The 16,511-nt window shown below is 58.0% G+C and carries 15 protein-coding genes; 3 read left to right on the top strand and 12 right to left on the bottom strand.

Annotated elements, in window-relative coordinates; translation table 11 throughout:
- Positions 1 to 17: 17 nt before the first annotated feature.
- The 10 genes from csrA to ACNKU7_RS06435 all read right to left on the bottom strand — a co-directional run bounded on the left by csrA (position 18) and on the right by ACNKU7_RS06435 (position 10,401).
- Positions 18 to 212 (bottom strand): carbon storage regulator CsrA, encoded by a 195-nt coding sequence (csrA, locus tag ACNKU7_RS06390; protein WP_418296137.1) that lies wholly within the window; start codon positions 210 to 212, stop codon positions 18 to 20.
- 215 nt (positions 213 to 427) lie between these two features.
- Positions 428 to 1,666 (bottom strand): aspartate kinase, encoded by a 1,239-nt coding sequence (locus ACNKU7_RS06395; RefSeq protein WP_418296138.1) that lies wholly within the window; start codon positions 1,664 to 1,666, stop codon positions 428 to 430.
- 150 nt (positions 1,667 to 1,816) lie between these two features.
- Complete coding sequence (gene alaS, locus ACNKU7_RS06400; RefSeq protein WP_418296139.1) at positions 1,817 to 4,429, bottom strand: alanine--tRNA ligase; 2,613 nt, start codon at positions 4,427 to 4,429, stop codon at positions 1,817 to 1,819.
- A 62-nt stretch (positions 4,430 to 4,491) separates the two neighbouring features.
- Entirely contained in the window at positions 4,492 to 4,854 is a 363-nt protein-coding gene (locus tag ACNKU7_RS06405; protein WP_418296140.1) for a histidine triad nucleotide-binding protein, read from the bottom strand.
- 65 nt (positions 4,855 to 4,919) lie between these two features.
- The gene (locus ACNKU7_RS06410; RefSeq protein ID WP_418296141.1) at positions 4,920 to 5,105 is read right to left on the bottom strand and encodes a Trm112 family protein; all 186 of its coding nucleotides are present in this window, start codon (positions 5,103 to 5,105) and stop codon (positions 4,920 to 4,922) included.
- Positions 5,106 to 5,332: 227 nt separating this feature from the next.
- Positions 5,333 to 6,811, bottom strand: coding sequence for a glycerol kinase GlpK (gene glpK / locus ACNKU7_RS06415; RefSeq protein WP_418296142.1), 1,479 nt, complete (start codon positions 6,809 to 6,811; stop codon positions 5,333 to 5,335).
- Positions 6,812 to 6,925: 114 nt separating this feature from the next.
- Entirely contained in the window at positions 6,926 to 7,513 is a 588-nt protein-coding gene (locus tag ACNKU7_RS06420) for a regulatory protein RecX (RefSeq protein WP_418296143.1), read from the bottom strand.
- A 2-nt stretch (positions 7,514 to 7,515) separates the two neighbouring features.
- Entirely contained in the window at positions 7,516 to 8,547 is a 1,032-nt protein-coding gene (gene recA / locus ACNKU7_RS06425; protein WP_418296144.1) for a recombinase RecA, read from the bottom strand.
- 121 nt (positions 8,548 to 8,668) lie between these two features.
- Complete coding sequence (locus tag ACNKU7_RS06430) at positions 8,669 to 9,181, bottom strand: CinA family protein (protein WP_418296145.1); 513 nt, start codon at positions 9,179 to 9,181, stop codon at positions 8,669 to 8,671.
- 368 nt (positions 9,182 to 9,549) lie between these two features.
- On the bottom strand, positions 9,550 to 10,401 hold the full coding sequence (locus ACNKU7_RS06435; protein ID WP_418296146.1) for a MurR/RpiR family transcriptional regulator: 852 nt from the start codon (positions 10,399 to 10,401) through the stop codon (positions 9,550 to 9,552).
- Between the two features lie 183 nt (positions 10,402 to 10,584).
- On the opposite strand from ACNKU7_RS06435, the gene ACNKU7_RS06440 reads away from it, so the two are divergent.
- From ACNKU7_RS06440 to murQ, 3 genes are read left to right on the top strand one after another with little or no spacing between them, the layout of a single operon-like run.
- Positions 10,585 to 12,159 carry a sodium:solute symporter gene (locus ACNKU7_RS06440; RefSeq protein WP_418296147.1) on the top strand — a complete coding sequence of 525 codons (1,575 nt, stop codon included), beginning with the start codon at positions 10,585 to 10,587 and terminating at the stop codon, positions 12,157 to 12,159.
- Positions 12,156 to 13,046, top strand: a complete 891-nt coding sequence (locus ACNKU7_RS06445) for a glucosamine kinase nucleotide-binding domain-containing protein (protein WP_418296148.1) — start codon at positions 12,156 to 12,158, stop codon at positions 13,044 to 13,046. Before ACNKU7_RS06440 ends, ACNKU7_RS06445 begins: the two co-directional genes overlap by 4 nt.
- A 29-nt stretch (positions 13,047 to 13,075) precedes the next feature.
- Positions 13,076 to 14,071 carry an N-acetylmuramic acid 6-phosphate etherase gene (murQ, locus tag ACNKU7_RS06450; RefSeq protein ID WP_418296149.1) on the top strand — a complete coding sequence of 332 codons (996 nt, stop codon included), beginning with the start codon at positions 13,076 to 13,078 and terminating at the stop codon, positions 14,069 to 14,071.
- A 55-nt stretch (positions 14,072 to 14,126) separates the two neighbouring features.
- Here the strand turns inward: murQ and ACNKU7_RS06455 are convergent, their stop codons facing one another.
- Entirely contained in the window at positions 14,127 to 15,311 is a 1,185-nt protein-coding gene (locus ACNKU7_RS06455; protein ID WP_418296150.1) for an acyltransferase family protein, read from the bottom strand.
- A gap of 3 nt (positions 15,312 to 15,314) precedes the next feature.
- A complete protein-coding gene (locus ACNKU7_RS06460; RefSeq protein ID WP_418296151.1) occupies positions 15,315 to 16,508 on the bottom strand; it encodes an exo-beta-N-acetylmuramidase NamZ family protein in 1,194 nt (397 codons plus the stop codon).
- Between the last annotated feature and the right edge of the window lie 3 nt (positions 16,509 to 16,511).

Genomic DNA, 16,511 nt, shown 5'->3' on the forward strand with positions numbered 1-16,511 from the left:
TATCGAGGCTGCGGACGTTATTCCGCACCATCCTCATCGGAAGATTGCTTTTCGCGCTGGATACGCTGATAAATTTCTTCCCGGTGAACAGCTACTTCCTTAGGCGCATTCACACCAATTCGTACCTGATTGCCTTTAACACCCAATACGGTAACCGTCACATTGTCACCAACCATCAGTGTCTCACCGATACGGCGGGTTAAAATCAACATTACCTACTTCTCCTTGATCATCCTGTGATTTGGTACGCCCGGTTTTCCCTGGTACGCACCTTAGATCATCATAACCCGACGGCGGCGTAAATTGAGAACCTTGTCCGTCACTTTATTCAGTATTGCCCAGACGCTGAAAATCTCAACATGTCGGTTCAAACGCCAAGCAACTGAATCGCTATGGATGCCGGTGATGACCTTCACTCTGGTTATAGCTATTCCGTGACCTTGGGTTCAGACAGCTCGAATGCGCTGTGTAGCGCGCGAACAGCCAGCTCAAGGTAACGCTCGTCAATAATTACGGAAATTTTTATCTCAGATGTGGTGATCATCTGAATGTTTATATTGTCTTCACCCAACGCTTCAAACATCCGCGACGCCACATTGGCATGCGAACGCATACCAACACCGACGATGGAAACCTTGGCGATCTTGTCGTCAGAAACGACCTCCCTGGCGCCCAGCTCCTCAGCTACACGCTCGAGTACCCGACGCGCCTTACTGAGATCATTGCGGTGAACAGTGAACGTGAAGTCGGTGGTGCCATCAACAGCACTGATATTCTGAACGATAACGTCAACTTCAATATTCTCTGCCCCGACCGGTGCGAGAATGCGGCAAGCAACCCCCGGGGTGTCTGGCACACCGCGAATTGTCAGTTTTGCTTCGTCCCGATTGAACGCAATGCCGGATACTACGGGCTGTTCCATCTCGTTATCTTCCTCATCCAGACTAATCAGTGTGCCTTCACCTTCCTCAAATGTAGAAAGGACACGCAACGGCACCTTGTACTTACCGGCAAATTCAACAGCTCGAATCTGCAACACTTTTGAACCAAGGCTGGCCATTTCCAGCATTTCTTCAAAGGTGATCCGATCCAGCCGACGTGCGCTGTCCACTACCCGCGGGTCGGTAGTATAGACCCCATCCACGTCGGTATAGATTTGACACTCTGTTGCATCCAGCGCCGCAGCCAGGGCGACACCCGTAGTATCAGAACCGCCGCGGCCAAGCGTGGTGATATTGCCGTCTTCGTCCACCCCCTGAAAACCGGCGACTACAACTACGCGTCCTGCGTCCAGATCCCGGCGCATGCGCTCTACATCAATGCGCTGGATGCGCGCCTTGGTGTGGGCGTTGTCAGTGAGAATCTTTACCTGACCGCCGGTATAGGAGCATGCATCATAACCGCGCTTCTTGAGCGCCATGCTGAGCAATGCAATGGTTACCTGCTCACCCGTAGAAACCAGAACGTCCATCTCCCGGGGGTCTGGATGCTCCTGTATCTGGCGGGCCAGATCGATCAGGCGGTTGGTCTCCCCGCTCATTGCCGACAGAACCACCACCATGTCGTGTCCCTGGGCTTTGAACGAAGCGACCTTATCGGCTACTGCTTCAATACGCTCGATTGAGCCCACCGAAGTTCCACCGTACTTCTGCACGAACAAACTCATTGATCTAGTGTTCCTTACCACTTCCTTTTAGCCGCGCGGCATCAGAATTGCGCGTGCCGCGCACTAAATCACCAAATCCCCACCAAATCAACTGAAATATCATAGATCTGGCCGAATTTAACCTGATTCAGATTGTTCTTTTCCGCAGATTCAGCGGATATTAGCTTCCACCCACGCTGGAACTTCTTTCAGCAGTTCGGGCAACGCTTCCACGTCAACTCCACCGCCCTGGGCCATATCGGGTCTACCACCCCCTTTGCCACCGAGCTTGCCTGCCGCAAAACGCATCAGGTCACCGGCAGCCAAGCGACCGGTCAGATCCTTGGTTACGGCGGCCACCAGCGCCACCTTATCCTCGCCCGGCGCAGCGAGCAGGACAATGCCGCTGCCCAGCTTGTTCTTCATTTGGTCTGCGAGGTCACGCAGCGACTTCGCATCGGCGCCGTCGAGAGAGGCGGCCAGTAGTTTTACGCCGGCCACGTCTACGGCCTGGGCACTCAGGTCGCCGCCTGCACCGCTGGCAAGCTTGGTCTTGAGCTGGGCGAGCTCTTTCTCAAGCTTGCGATTGCTCGCCAGCAGCTGTTCTACCTTCTCCGCCAGGTGATCCGGGCGTGTCTTCAGCAATGACGAAGCGTGATCCAGGCGCTGTTGCGCCTGATCGAACATCGCCAGCGCATGCGCGCCGGTCACTGCTTCAATACGACGCTGGCCCGAGGCAATACCGCTCTCGCCAACAATACGCAGCAGACCGATATCACCAGTGCGCTCTACGTGGGTACCACCGCACAGTTCAACGGAAAAGGCGCCGCTATCTGTGCGCTCACCCATCGTCAGTACGCGTACGGTGTCACCGTACTTCTCGCCAAACAGCGCCATTGCGCCCTTGTTCTTGGCGGTTTCAATGTCGGTGACTTCGGTCTCTACCGGAGTGTTTGCTCGAATCTGGCTATTCACCAGCGACTCGATGGCGCGCAACTGTTTGAGCGATACCGCTTCAGGGTGCGAGAAGTCAAAGCGCAGACGCTCGGAATCCACCAAAGAGCCCTTCTGCGTGACATGCTCACCCAGCACCTTGCGCAGCGCAGCGTGCAGAAGGTGGGTGGCGGAGTGATTCAAGGCCGTAGACTGGCGTACATCGTCAGCCACTTCCGACTCGACACTGTCGCCAACCTTGAGCGTCCCCTTGAGCACTTTGCCCTGATGGAGGTGATGTGCACCGAGCTTGGTGCAATCGGCAACCTCAAAGCGGCTTTCACCACTTTGCAGATAGCCACTGTCCCCTACCTGGCCGCCGGACTCCGCATAAAATGGTGTGCGATCCAGCACCACCGCACCGGACTCGCCCTCTTCCAGAGTGTCCACCTGCGCGCCATCTTTGATAATGGCAACCACTTTGCCGGTGCCGGCTGTTGCCTCATAGCCGAGGAACTCGGTAGCGCCGTCCACATCCAGGCTGCCGGTATAGTCCATCTTGAACTTGCCTGCGGCACGCGCGCGCTCGCGCTGTGCTTCCATCGCCTCTTCATAGCCGGCCATATCCAGGGTCAGATCCCGCTCGCGAGCGATATCCTGGGTCAGGTCCACAGGGAAGCCATAGGTGTCATACAGGGTGAAAACCAGCTCACCAGGGATTTCACTCCCCTGCAATGAAGACAGCCCGTCTTCCAGCAGCGCCATTCCCTTATCCAGGGTTTTGGCGAACTGCTCTTCTTCCTTGCGCAGTGCGTTCTCAATGGTCTCGCGCTTGTCCTGCAGCTCCGGGTAGGCTTCACCCATCTGCTCAATCAGTGCGGGCACCAGCTTGTAAAAGAAGGTTTGCTCGTGGCCCAGCTTGTGACCATGGCGAATCGCGCGGCGGATAATCCGGCGCAGCACATAGCCACGACCTTCATTGGACGGCAATACGCCGTCAGCAATCAGGAAGGCGCAGGAGCGGATATGGTCCGCGATAACACGCAGGGATTTCTCTTCCAGGTTGTCGCAGCCAACAATCTCGCCAGCCGCTTTAAGAAGGGCCTGGAACAGGTCGATTTCATAGTTGGAGTGAACCCCCTGCATTACTGCAGCGATACGCTCAAGCCCCATGCCGGTATCAACGGAAGGCTTCGGCAGCGGGTGCAGTTCGCCATCGGCAGTGCGCTCGTACTGCATGAATACCAGGTTCCAGATCTCGATATAACGATCGAGGTCATCGTTCTCAGAGCCGGGCGGGCCACCGGGCACATCTTCGCCATGGTCGTAGAAAATTTCGGAGCTGGGGCCACAGGGACCGGTATCCCCCATCTGCCAGAAGTTGTCCTCATCGAGACGCGAGAAACGATCCGCACTAACGCCGACTTCCTTCAGCCAGATATCCGCCGCCTCATCGTCACTGATATGTACGGTTACCCAAAGACGCTCTTTCGGCAGACCGAGCACCTCGGTCAGGAACTGCCAGGCAAACTGGATCGCTTCACGCTTGAAGTAGTCGCCAAAGCTGAAGTTACCCAGCATTTCAAAGAAGGTGTGGTGACGGGCGGTGTAGCCGACATTTTCCAGGTCGTTGTGTTTACCGCCTGCGCGCACACAACGCTGTGAGCTGGTGGCACGCACGTATGGACGCGGATCCTGCCCAAGGAACGTATCCTTGAACTGAACCATGCCCGCATTGGTAAACATCAGGGTCGGGTCGTTACCGGGAACCAGCGAGCTGGACGGCACCCGAGTGTGGTCCTGCTCGGCAAAATAATTAAGAAATGCTTCGCGTATCTGTGCGCTCTTCATCCAGCCAAATTCCACTTCGTCAGTTAAAACACGCGGCAGCGACCCTCGCCACTGCCAAATTCCTATTCTGGCAGCCCCTGTGCCAGGTCAGCTTCGCGCATTTTGCGCTGAGCCAATAAATGAATGTGCAGGTGAAACACTGTCTGCCCTGCACCGCGGCCATTATTGATGACCAACCTGAAACCGTCTTGCAGCCCCAACCGCCTGGCGAGTTCAGAGGCGACCCACAGCAAGTGACCGAGCAATGGCGCATCTTCTTTTTGCGCGTCAGCCAGGCTTACCAGCGGCTCGCGGGGAATGATCAGTAAATGAGTGGGTGCCTGGGGGGATCGGTCCTCGATAACGATGCACTGCTCATCTTCGAAAATCCGCTTTGCCGGAAGCTCTCCAGCAATGATCTGACTAAACACACTGGTTTTGGCCATAGGTCACCCAATTTGTCACCGGAATCCATTTCGCCCGACAGGGGTAGGCAGTTAGTAACGGGATGTTACTTGTCCAGCTTTTCCTCAGCGGTGAGTTGACGCGCTTCCGATTCAAGCATCACCGGAATCCCGTCCCTGACCGGGTAAGCCAGGCCACTGGCCTTGCACACAAGCTCCTGGGTTTCCTCGCGGTATTCCAAAGGCGCCTTGCTGACCGGACAAACCAGCAGGCTCAGTAATTTCTTGTCCATGACTCACTCTGCTCCAGCCCGAGCCCCTGAACAACCGGGCTACCGGGTTAAAAATGACCGCGTATGGTACAACGCTTTAATGGGGTTTTCACGAAGGCTGAAGCAATTACCCAAATAGTCTGCGCAGGGCGACCAGACCGGCGAGTCATGGGCCTGCCGATATCAGGCCAAATCCCGTTTCGTCCCGGACACCGGAGCGCAGGGTACAGTTACCGTAGCGCCCGGGACTAGAAAGACCGGCAGGCGTCAACCGCCCTCCCCCATCCGCGCAACAGCTGCTCGCGCTGCGCGCCACTCATCTGCGGGAGGAAGTCCTGCTCTATCTCCCGAAGGGATTCAGGCAGCGTATCCCCGGACCAGATACCGGCCCCCAGCCCAGCCAGCAATGCCGCGCCCACGGCGGTGGACTCGATTTGGCGGGGACGCTCGACCCGGATCGAAGAAATATCCGCCTGAAACTGCATCAGGAAATTGTTCGCACTGGCGCCACCATCGACGCGCAGGCAGGTCAGTTCAACGCCTAGTGCCGTCCCCATAAGCGCAATCAGCTCGTGACTCTGATAGGCGATGGACTCCAGTGTGGCGCGGACAATCTCAGCGCGACCGGCACCCCGGGTCAGGCCAAACACCGAACCCCGCGCAGCGGCATCCCAGTGCGGCGCGCCAAGACCGCTGAAGGCCGGCACCAGGTACACACCGCGGGTATTCGGCACGCTGTGGGCCAGCTGCTCTGAGTCAGCGGCCTGCTGGATCAGCCCCAGGTCGTCGCGCAGCCACTGCACTGCGGCCCCACCGTTAAATACGGATCCCTCTACCGCGTATACCGGTTGGCCGGAAGCATCACAGGCAACGGTCGCCAACAGCCCGGCGGGAATCTGGGGTCTCTGATCTCCTGCCATCGCCAGCATGAAGCAGCCGGTGCCGTAGGTATTCTTGACCGACCCCGGGTACACACAGCCCTGACCAAACATTGCGGCCTGCTGATCCCCGGCGACGCCGGTTATGGGAATTTCACCCCCCAGAAACGCGTCCGGATCCGTCATCGCAAACAAGCCTGCTGACGGTCGTATTTCAGGCAGCAGCGCCGACGGGCACTCGAACAGCGCTGACAGCTCGGCATCCCAACCCCGGCGCTCGATATCGTACAGCAGTGTCCGCGACGCATTGGTGTGATCCGTGAGGTGCGCGCGCCCGCCACTCATCTTCCAGATCAGCCAACTGTCGATAGTGCCGAAGCACAGATCCCCGGCAAGGGCACGGCGATGGAGCTCGGGGTTCTGGCGGAATATCCACTGCAATTTGCTCCCGGAGAAGTAGGCATCCAGCACCAGTCCTGTCTTTTGACGAATCCATGCGGCCTTACCGGCTGCACGCAGCTCATCGCAAATACCAGCAGAGCGACGGCATTGCCAGACAATTGCACGGCATACCGGCTCGCCGCTCGCCCTGTCCCACAGAACCGTGGTTTCGCGCTGGTTGGTAATGCCGATTGCGCTGAGATCCGCAGCCGTGATTCCCGCACGCTGTAGCGCTGCCGCGCAGACTTTTCGCGTAACCTGCCAGATTTCTTCCGCGTCGTGCTCGACCCAGCCTGGGTGCGGATAATACTGTGGGAACTCAGAGTAGCTGCGACCGCACAGCTGACCGGAATGGTCGAATACAAACGCGGTGGTGCCAGTAGTACCCTGGTCAATGGAGAGAATCATGCGGAGTGCCTGCTATTTATTCTATTTGGCAGGCGGAAGCCGGACTTCCGCCATCTGCACGTAGAATATAGTCACAGGCGCCAGACGGGGCCAGTGCCAGCGGCATAGCCCGGCTTAACGTGTTTTAGCGTCCTCGGACTGCCGATCCAGCTCTTCAATGGCATAACGCACAGCGTCACCCGAAAAGCCCCGGTAAGCCAGGTAGCGCTGCCGGCGAGCACGCTCTTTCTGCTGCTGATCCCTGGGCAGCGCATCACTGACCGGGCGCCGGAACTTGCGTAGCAGCTGATCTGCCGCAAGCTCGAACCAGTCAACCTCCTGCGCCAACTGCTCCATGCTCTCCTGTACCAGGCTATTGCCGATTCCGCGCAACTGCAGCTCCTGACGAATGCGCAGGGGACCCTGCCCACGCTGCACCCGGGAGCGCGCAAAGACTTCAGCAAACCGCTGATCGGATTGGTAATTCAGCGCCTGCAAACGCTCAAGCACCGATTCAAAGTCGGCATCGGGGAACTTTGAAACGAGCTTTTGACGCAACTCGTGGCAGGAATGCTCGCGCCGCGACAACAGGTCGATTGCCGCCGTGAACAGCGCCTGACTGGTCTGACTTCTGTCAGTTACTTGCGAATCGGGAAGGTCTGCGGGAGAGTCTCCCGGGGGGGCAGCTTCCTGCCCTCCCGGGGTGTCGGTGAGAAAAGACAATGTTAGTCTTCCAGAGATTCCGCGGCTTCCGGCTGTACCGGCGCCAGTTCACCCAGTAGCTGGGCGCGCAACTGGCCTTCAATCTCGTTGCGGATATCAACATTCTCTTTCAGGAATTTGACCGCGTTGGCCTTACCCTGGCCAATCTTGTCGCCTTTGTAGCTGTACCATGCGCCCGCCTTGTCGATCAGACCCAGCTTTACGCCGTAGTCGATGATTTCGCCCAGCATGTTGGTACCTTCACCGTACATGATCTGGAACTCCGCCTGCTTGAACGGCGGCGCCACTTTGTTCTTCACAACTTTGACGCGGGTTTCGTTACCCACCACTTCGTCGCCTTCTTTGACGGAACCGATACGACGGATATCCAGGCGTACAGAAGAGTAGAACTTGAGCGCGTTACCACCGGTAGTCGTCTCCGGGGAGCCAAACATGACACCGATCTTCATACGGATCTGGTTAATGAATACGCACAGTGTATTGGTGTTCTTGATGTTACCGGTCAGCTTGCGCAGTGCCTGGGACATCAGGCGCGCCTGCAGGCCAACGTGGGAGTCACCCATCTCGCCTTCAATCTCCGCACGGGGCGTCAGGGCAGCAACGGAGTCTACAACCAGCACATCTACCGCGCCGGAGCGCACCAGCATGTCTGCAACTTCGAGGGCCTGCTCACCGGTATCCGGCTGGGAGACGATCAGTTCATCGACGTTTACACCCAGCTTCTCGGCGTAGATCGGGTCGAGTGCGTGTTCAGCATCCACGAAGGCACAGGTGCCGCCCTTGCGCTGGGCCTCGGCAATAACCTGGAGGGTCAGTGTGGTTTTACCGGAAGATTCAGGGCCATAGATTTCAACGATTCGACCGCGCGGCAGACCGCCAATACCCAAGGCTACGTCCAGACCCAGGGAGCCGGTGGAGATGGCCGGGATGGGCTCGCGCCCCTTTTCCCCCATCCGCATAACGGTGCCCTTGCCGAACTGGCGCTCGATTTGAGACAGCGCCGCCTGTAAAGCCTTGTCTTTATTGGAATCCATGACCTTTCCCGTGTACTTGAAGATTGGTGATGGGGCGGAAGCTTAGAGAAAAATTACTGTATAAGCAACCAGTAATCGGGAATTGGCACCGAGCCGTGCGCGCCGGCGGAAACAGAACCCGTCATTCATGCTCTGCCACAATCGCCAGCAGGCCTTTCAGGGCCTCGACAACGGTCTGCGCCTGGATTTCCGCCCGCTCACCGGCGAAGTGCATACACTGGGCATTGATGGTTACGGGCTCCTGCCCCTCCCCGTGCGCCCAGGCAATCCAGACGGTGCCGACGGGCTTGTCTTCACTGCCGCCATCTGGCCCAGCGATCCCGCTGACAGCCACGGAAAGATTGGCGTCCAGGCGGTTCAACACCCCCATGGCCATCTGCCTTACCACCGGCTCGCTGACCGCACCGAACTCATCGAGGTCTTTCTGATCCACCCCAAGGAGATCGCGTTTGATGCGGTTGGCATAACTGACAATGCCCCCTTCAAACCAGTTGGACGCCCCCGCCACCGACGTAATCGCCGCAGCGATGGCGCCGCCGGTACAAGATTCTGCTGTCGTAACCTGCCAGCCCAATGATTGCAACGCGGCCCCCAGCCGGGTGGCCAGGGCCGCGATTTCCTTTTCCAGAGACACTGCCGTTCCTTTACCAGACATCACTATGGGCGCAAGGATAGCGCCCCAACCGACGGTCAGGCAAAAACCCCGGATGCCTGTCGAGATGGAAGCTCGCCATTCCGGCGCGGTGAGTTCCGTATATGTAGAGGCAGGAATCAGTACGCAAAAAATGGGGCCCTATGGGCCCCAAAACCAATTCCACGAATAGAGACCTCAGAATTGGAGGTACAAGGTGAATTGACTCCGCTAAGAGTCAGCGCCTGTATCGCTTCAAACCCGCCCTCTTCCAGAAACAAGTTATCGCAAAAAATACAGACGGAAAGAATATATTATTCCCAAAGAGGTAATTCAACCGGAATATAGTATCGAATGCACAGTTGGCGTAATTATTCCTGTCGGCGGAAAATATCGACCGCGCGGCGACTGCGGTCAAACATGCCTTTTGCCTGCTCATCCCGCTGCGACATCAAAATAAAAAGCATGTCCGTCACCATGAACTGCGCTGTACGCCCGAGGATCGAGGAACTGCGCGCTTCGGATTCGTTCGCGACACAAAAAAGCTTCACCGACGCGAGCTCCGTCAGCGGATTTCTCGTATAGCGGGTGAGGGAAATGATTTCCGCGCCCTGGGCGGAGGCGGTTTCGGCCACCCGGATGACATCCTGGGTCAGGCCCGATTCGGAAATGGCGAGCACCAGATCACCGCTACCGAGCGTTGCGGCGTTCGCGACCTGTACATGGGTATCACTCTCCGCGATCACGGATTTCCCCAACTTCATCAGTTTGAACGCCAGGTCTTTGGCAACGAGAGAAGAGGCGCCCACCCCTGCCAAAACGATACGCCCGGCAGAGTTGAGTTTGTCGACCGCTTCGAGCAACACCGCCTCCGGATTGATCAGCAGCGTCTCGTTCAGGGCCAGATTCTTTCGCGCAATCAACTTCTGGGCCACGGTGTTAACGTCGTCATCGCTGCATATATCGCCGTGAATGGCCTGCGGCAGCATAGCCGTGCGCGCTACCGACTCGGTCAGTGAGAGTTTGAATTCCGAGTAGCCCCGATAGCCGAGCTTCTGGCTGAACTTCACCACACTCGATTGCGACACGCCGATTCTTTCTGCAAGGCGCTTCGAGGAGTGACTTCTGACGGCATCGACATTATCAAGCAGGTAGTCGGCAATACGCCGCTCATGATTCGACATGCCATTGCGCATTGCACGAATTTTCGCCAACGACCCCATCTTTCCCCCTCTCCCCGAATACACCTGGTGGTATGGCGGCAAACACCGCGTCTCAATGACTGCGCCAAGAGAAATGCTTTGCGCACCCAAGGAATAAATGATAACAATATAATGACAATCTAAGAATAATTTAGTTAACCCGCTTGCTGCGAGCGGGTTACCGCCGGAAGAGCACCCAACAAGATGGAACTGCAGTTTACCGCGCTGGACTGGGCAATCTTTGCAACTTATGCCGCCATCGTCGCCGGCTCGGGCTACTATTTCAGCCGGGTTAAGGCCAACGACAGCCGCGATTACTTTCTTGCCAAAAACGCCATGCCCATGTGGATGGTGGCGATCTCAACGCTGGCTACCGTTCAGTCCGCAGCCACCTTTCTCGGCGGCCCCGACCTGGGGTACCGCGGCGACCTGACCTACCTGTTCACCAACCTCGGCGCCGTCATCGCCGCGGTGATTGTTGCACGTACACTCATCCCCCGCTTTTACGCCAGCCGCGTCACCACCGTCTATGAGTTGCTGCAGACACGGTTTGGGCAATCCGCCAAGCACGCGGCGGGCACCATCTACCTGCTGGGCCGCGTCTTTGCCAGCGGTGCGCGGCTTTACATGGCCGGCATTGCGGTCTCCATGATCCTGTTCAACGACATCGCGGCCGGCCACGTCATCACGGCCACGCTGCTTCTCGCAATCGTCGGGCTGTTCCAGACCCTGATCGGCGGTGTGCGATCCGTGATCCAGAGCGACGTACTGCAGTGCGCCGTGTATGTTACCGCTGCCATCGCGGTAGTGTCCGTCCTGCTTTGGCAAATTCCCGTCGATATGGGCGACATCGTCACGGCACTTGCGGCCCCCGGCGAAGGACAGCCATCAAAACTTACCCTGATCGATACCAGCTGGAATCTCGCCGACCCATTCAATATCTGGGCAACGTTGACCGGGTTTGTGCTGCTGAACATCGCAGCATTCGGCCTGGATCAGGATGTTACCCAGCGCCTGCTTACCTGCAAGACACCACGCGACGGTGCCCGCGCGGTATTGTTTTCGGTGATTCTTGTCGTGCCGGTAATGGCAATTTTCATGGGCATCGGCCTGCTGCTGTACATCTTTTACCAGAAGACCGAGCTGATGGGCGGCATGGCAATTTCCCAGCCTGGCGGCGGCGATGTCACCGTGTTTATGCATTATGTCCTGCATGAAATGCCCGCAGGCTTGCGCGGGCTGGTCACCATCGGGGTCATCGCGGCCGCGCTTTCCACCCTGAACTCGAGCCTCAACTCAATGGCCAGCGTGCTTACAGAGGATCTGTATCGCAACTGGCTGGAACGGCGGCAGATCAGCAAGCCATCGTCCCACTTTGTGCGCGCCGGCCGCTGTGGCATGGCGGTTATCGCCCTATGCCTCAGCGCCATGGCGATCCTCTGCTTCTACTGGCAACAGATCAGTGACCTGCCTCTGATCACCTTTGCCCTTTCCGTTATGGTCTTCGCGTACTCGGGATTACTCGGGGTCTTTTTCACGGTGCTGTTCACCAGTCGCGGTAGCAGTACCAGTGTGATCATGGCACTGGTCACCGGCTTCGTCGTTACCCTGCTTCAGCAACCCTGGATGATAAGTGCACTGACGGGCAACGAGAGCCCGGTTGAAATTGCATTTCCGTGGCAGCTCTGCGCAGGCACCCTGGTTTCTTTTGCAGTCTGTAATCTGGGCAAGCCAGCCCAGTCCCACCTTGAGACGGAACTCAAAGGTATCGAAACATGAGCGACTACTTTATTGGCATTGATGGCGGTGGCACCAAAACGCTGGCCAGGCTGGGGCGTGGCCGGGACACCCTGATGGAAATTGGCGCTGGGGGAAGTTCCCTGACCCAGGATCTCGGTGGCGCGATCAATACAGTGCTCGGCCTGTGCCGGGAGTTGATGGCAAAACAGCAGATTCAGCCGCAACAGGTTTCCATTGCCTGCGGCCTGGCCGGTGCCGGTGACACCGCAGCGGCCAGCCAGCTCAGCGCGCGTCTGCGAGACCTTGGGCTGGCGGAAGTTACCGTCACTTCGGATGCCCAGACGTCCTTGCTGGGCGCAGGCGCCGGCCTGCCGATCGTGGTGGTTTCCATTGGCACTGGCTCAGTCGCCATTCGCCTGTCCAGAGATGGCCATATCCGGCAATTTGGAGGCTGGGGACTGGCAATCGGCGACGAGGGCAGCGGTGCGGCTATTGGCAAAAGCGCCGTGCGTGCACTGTTGTGGGAGCTCGATATTCACAGCCGTGCGGTAAGCGCCCTCTGCCAGCAGGTCATGGTCAAAGTCGGGATACAGCGGCCAGCCATCTTGCGCTGGCTGCGGGAAGCCGGGTCGCGGGAATATGCCGCGCTCGCGCCGCTGGTGTTCAGCCATTTACCGTATTGCCAGCAAGCCCACGAGATCATTACCAAAACGGCCGGGGAAATCGATCGCCTGATCGCCGTGGCCAATGACAACCAGGATCTTCCCCTGACCCTTCTCGGCGGGCTGGCCGACAAACTGAGTCCGTTTCTGTGCGAAGCCCATCAACAGAAACTCATTGCTCCCTTCGGCACCGCGCTTGATGGCGCCTGCATGCTGGCACGCAAAGAGGCTCGACTCGAAATTGCACCGGCATTCACCATGTAACGTATACATTCAGAGAGTTGACCATCGCCATGAACCAAAAGCTGATTCAAGAACTGGCGCTACTCACCAGCGAAGCGCGCAACCCAGACACACAAGATATAGACCTGCTTCCGACTGAAGACATCCTGGGGAAGATCAACGATGCTGATCGTGAGGTTCCCCCTGCGGTATATCGGGAAATCCCACATATTTCCCGTGCCGTTGATGCGATAGTCGAGGCATTCAAGTCCGGCGCCCGGCTTATCTATATGGGTGCAGGAACCAGTGGCAGGCTCGGGATTCTCGATGCCGTGGAGTGCCCCCCCACCTATGGTGTGGGTGAGGACATGGTCGTAGCCCTCATCGCGGGTGGCAGCGAGGCGGTGTACCGCGCCCAGGAAGGCGCCGAAGACAGCTTTGAACTCGGCGGTGAAGACCTGAAAAATATCGGACTGACGCCACAGGATGTAGTGGTAGGCATCGCCGCGAGCGGGCGTACCCCGTATGTTATCGGTGGCCTGCGCTATGCCCGTCAACTGGGATGCGTCACGGTCGCGCTGTCCTGCAACCGCGCCGCGGCCATCGCGGCTGAAGCAGATATCGCGATACTCCCGGAGGTCGGCCCGGAAATCCTCACCGGCTCCACCCGGATGAAAGCGGGCACGGCCCAGAAACTGGTGCTCAACATGCTCACTACCGCGAGCATGATTCGGCTGGGCAAAAGTTTTTATAACCTGATGGTGGACGTGAAGGCCACCAACGAAAAACTGGTCAGCCGAACCCGTCGCATCGTGATGGAAGCGACCGGTGTGGAGCTGCAGGAAGCCGATCGGGTACTGAGCCAGTGCGAGCACAATGCAAAGCTCGCCATCATGATGATCCTGAGCGGGCTGGATCGGCGTGAAGCAGAGATTGCACTCCGTAACGCCAATGGTTTTTTACGGCGTGCGCTGCAAACCCTGGGAATGAAAACATCCCCAGCCACACCCGCAGAAAGCGCCAAGCCGGAGGTTCGGGAGAGGTGTGGCGAGGAAGCCGTCTACTGAAGGCAGTGATCCACCAGGTAGAGACCGCGCAACAGCCTGTTCACACTTTCCTGGTTCAGACTTTCCAGAAAATCCGCCTGCGGTACATCTGCCACATGACCCAGTAAAACACCGCAAGGCAAAAGGCTGCAAAGGCCAGCGAGCCACCGTAACTGCCGAACAGGGGCTGGAAAATGTTGGTAAACATCCAGCCCTTGAGCGTAGTTTCCGCAACGGGGATCATGATCAGCAGCCGCCCGACTACGCCAGCGAGCATAAACAGTGCAATCGCATTGACACCCAGAACCAGCAACGGCGCAAATGCACGACGCCGTTTGCGGATATCCACCAGGTAGTACAAGCCCGCCAGCAATATCAACGAAACGCCCGCAGTCACCAGAACAAAGCTGGGCGACCATAGCGCCTTGTTAACCGGTATCCACAGGTCCAGTATCTGCCCGGCCAACAACATCAAAGCACCCCACACCAGCCAGTTTTGCCCGAGTGCCTGCTGGGCAGCCTCGTCGGCTCGCTTCCACGACAGTCCGGCAAGGACGCCGAGGAGGCAGGTGGATATTGCGGGAAACGTGGTGAGTAATCCTTCCGGGTCGAACGCGAACGGCTGCGCGTTTCGATAATAGACATGCGCGCTTCCAAACAGCGCCTGGTCCAGCCAGGCCGAAAAGTGATTGCCGAACAGCAGCTGTCCGCGAAACATTTCACCGCTGTCGGCCTGATAAGGCATCCACAGCATCAGTAGCCACGGCACCAGGCTACAGGCTATCGCGGCGATGATCAGCCCCGACGCCGGCAGCCAGCGCACCAGATAGCAGCTCGCGATATACACCAGCGCAATGCGCTGCAGCACCCCCATCCAGCGAATACCTTCGATGCGGTCACTGAACCAGCTGTAGGAGGTATCACGGAAATTGTAGAAGAACACGGCAAGGAAAAGACCGAGTGCGAAGAGTTTCACCGCGCGTATCCACTGGGGTTTCCCCACCGTTGGAAACTCGCCATTTTTTCCGGTTGCGAGCACGATCGACAACCCAACCACGAACAGGAACAGCGGAAAAATGACGTCCGTTGGCGTCCACCCATGCCACTCTGCATGGGCCAGGGGTGCGTAGACATAGGACCAACTGCCCGGGTTATTCACCAACACCATGGCGGCGATGGCCAAACCGCGAAGGATATCCACCGACATCAAACGCCCCGCGGGCAGCTGAGCAAGAATGCGATCCAGATGATGCCGGGGCATGATTCACTCCTGGTCTGCTGGTGAAATATCCGGGTAGAGCAAATAAGGTTTGCGTTGCTCGCGGAAGGCCGCCAGGGCCGGTTGCCATGTAGCGCGGATCTGCGCTTCCGAATCCCCCGCCAGAACGGCACGGCGCAGCTGATCCGTGCCGGCGAGCTTGTCGAAAAATGCAGCGCGGGAAAAGAAGTCGTCACCGCGTTCGCCGCTTCGCCCGAACCAGTCCAGCAAGGGGGCAAGGTCAAGCCTGCGGCCGGGGGTGGCTCCGCGCAGGTCGTCTCCGCGCAGCAACACACCATTGTGTTTCGGGTTTTCACTGGCACCCGGCACGGGAAGCGGCGTAAACACATATTCCCCCCGGGTATCCGCCGGGTGTCCCAGAATCTGGAATGGTGAGGCAGTACCGCGACCAACACTGACCGTAGTGCCTTCGAACAGTCCGAGTGACGGATACAGCCTGATCGCCAGGTCGTTCGGTAAATTCGGGGAAGGCCGTACCGGCAATGAATAGGACTGCGAGCGGCGGTATCCGGAGACCGGGATTACAGTGAGGTCGCAGCGGGCTGCGTTATCCAGCCAGCCCTCACCATTGATCATTCTCGCCAGCTCCCCCACCGTCATTCCATGTACCAGGGGAATGGGGTGCATACCGACAAAGCTTCGGAACGCGGGCTCCAGTACCGGGCCATCCACATAATCTCCGTTGGGGTTGGGCCGATCCAAAACCAACAGTGGCACATCAAAGTCAGCGCAGGCCTGCATCAGGTAGTGGAGAGAACTGATGTAGGTATAAAAGCGCACCCCCACATCCTGGATGTCAAATACCAGCCAATCCAGCCCCCGGAGGCTCTCTTCAGTGGGTTTGTACTGACTGCCATAGAGCGAGACAATCGGCAGCCCACTGGGGCCATCGATACCATCCGCCACTTTCCCGCCGTTTTCCACACTGCCACGAACACCGTGCTCCAGGGCAAAAATGCGCGCGATCGCAACGTCGCGCGCACGCAGGACATCGATCAGGTGCCGGTCACCTACCCGGGAGGTTTGATTGACCACGAGGCCAATCTGTTGCTTCGCCAGCAAGGGCAGGTAGGCTTCAGGCTGTTCGGCCCCCGTGCGCGAAGACTCACCGCCGGCTGTCATCGAAGCCCAGCCCAGGAGAGCCAGGCTGCATACCCACTTAACCGTTGCTTTCTTCACCGA

The sequence above is a fragment of the Microbulbifer weihaiensis genome, assembly GCF_048323715.1.
Lineage (GTDB): Bacteria > Pseudomonadota > Gammaproteobacteria > Pseudomonadales > Cellvibrionaceae > Microbulbifer.

What these genes read in the sequence shown, in the direction of transcription:
- ACNKU7_RS06405 (WP_418296140.1), bottom strand. Translation starts at nt 4,854, where the DNA reads ATGGCCAAAACCAGTGTGTTTAGTCAGATCATTGCTGGAGAGCTTCCG.
- ACNKU7_RS06440 (WP_418296147.1), top strand. Translation starts at nt 10,585, where the DNA reads ATGGAACTGCAGTTTACCGCGCTGGACTGGGCAATCTTTGCAACTTAT.
- ACNKU7_RS06445 (WP_418296148.1), top strand. Translation starts at nt 12,156, where the DNA reads ATGAGCGACTACTTTATTGGCATTGATGGCGGTGGCACCAAAACGCTG.
- csrA (WP_418296137.1), bottom strand. Translation starts at nt 212, where the DNA reads ATGTTGATTTTAACCCGCCGTATCGGTGAGACACTGATGGTTGGTGAC.
- murQ (WP_418296149.1), top strand. Translation starts at nt 13,076, where the DNA reads ATGAACCAAAAGCTGATTCAAGAACTGGCGCTACTCACCAGCGAAGCG.
- glpK (WP_418296142.1), bottom strand. Translation starts at nt 6,811, where the DNA reads ATGATTCTCTCCATTGACCAGGGTACTACTGGCACCACCGCGTTTGTA.
- ACNKU7_RS06410 (WP_418296141.1), bottom strand. Translation starts at nt 5,105, where the DNA reads ATGGACAAGAAATTACTGAGCCTGCTGGTTTGTCCGGTCAGCAAGGCG.
- ACNKU7_RS06435 (WP_418296146.1), bottom strand. Translation starts at nt 10,401, where the DNA reads ATGGGGTCGTTGGCGAAAATTCGTGCAATGCGCAATGGCATGTCGAAT.
- alaS (WP_418296139.1), bottom strand. Translation starts at nt 4,429, where the DNA reads ATGAAGAGCGCACAGATACGCGAAGCATTTCTTAATTATTTTGCCGAG.
- ACNKU7_RS06395 (WP_418296138.1), bottom strand. Translation starts at nt 1,666, where the DNA reads ATGAGTTTGTTCGTGCAGAAGTACGGTGGAACTTCGGTGGGCTCAATC.
- recA (WP_418296144.1), bottom strand. Translation starts at nt 8,547, where the DNA reads ATGGATTCCAATAAAGACAAGGCTTTACAGGCGGCGCTGTCTCAAATC.
- ACNKU7_RS06455 (WP_418296150.1), bottom strand. Translation starts at nt 15,311, where the DNA reads ATGCCCCGGCATCATCTGGATCGCATTCTTGCTCAGCTGCCCGCGGGG.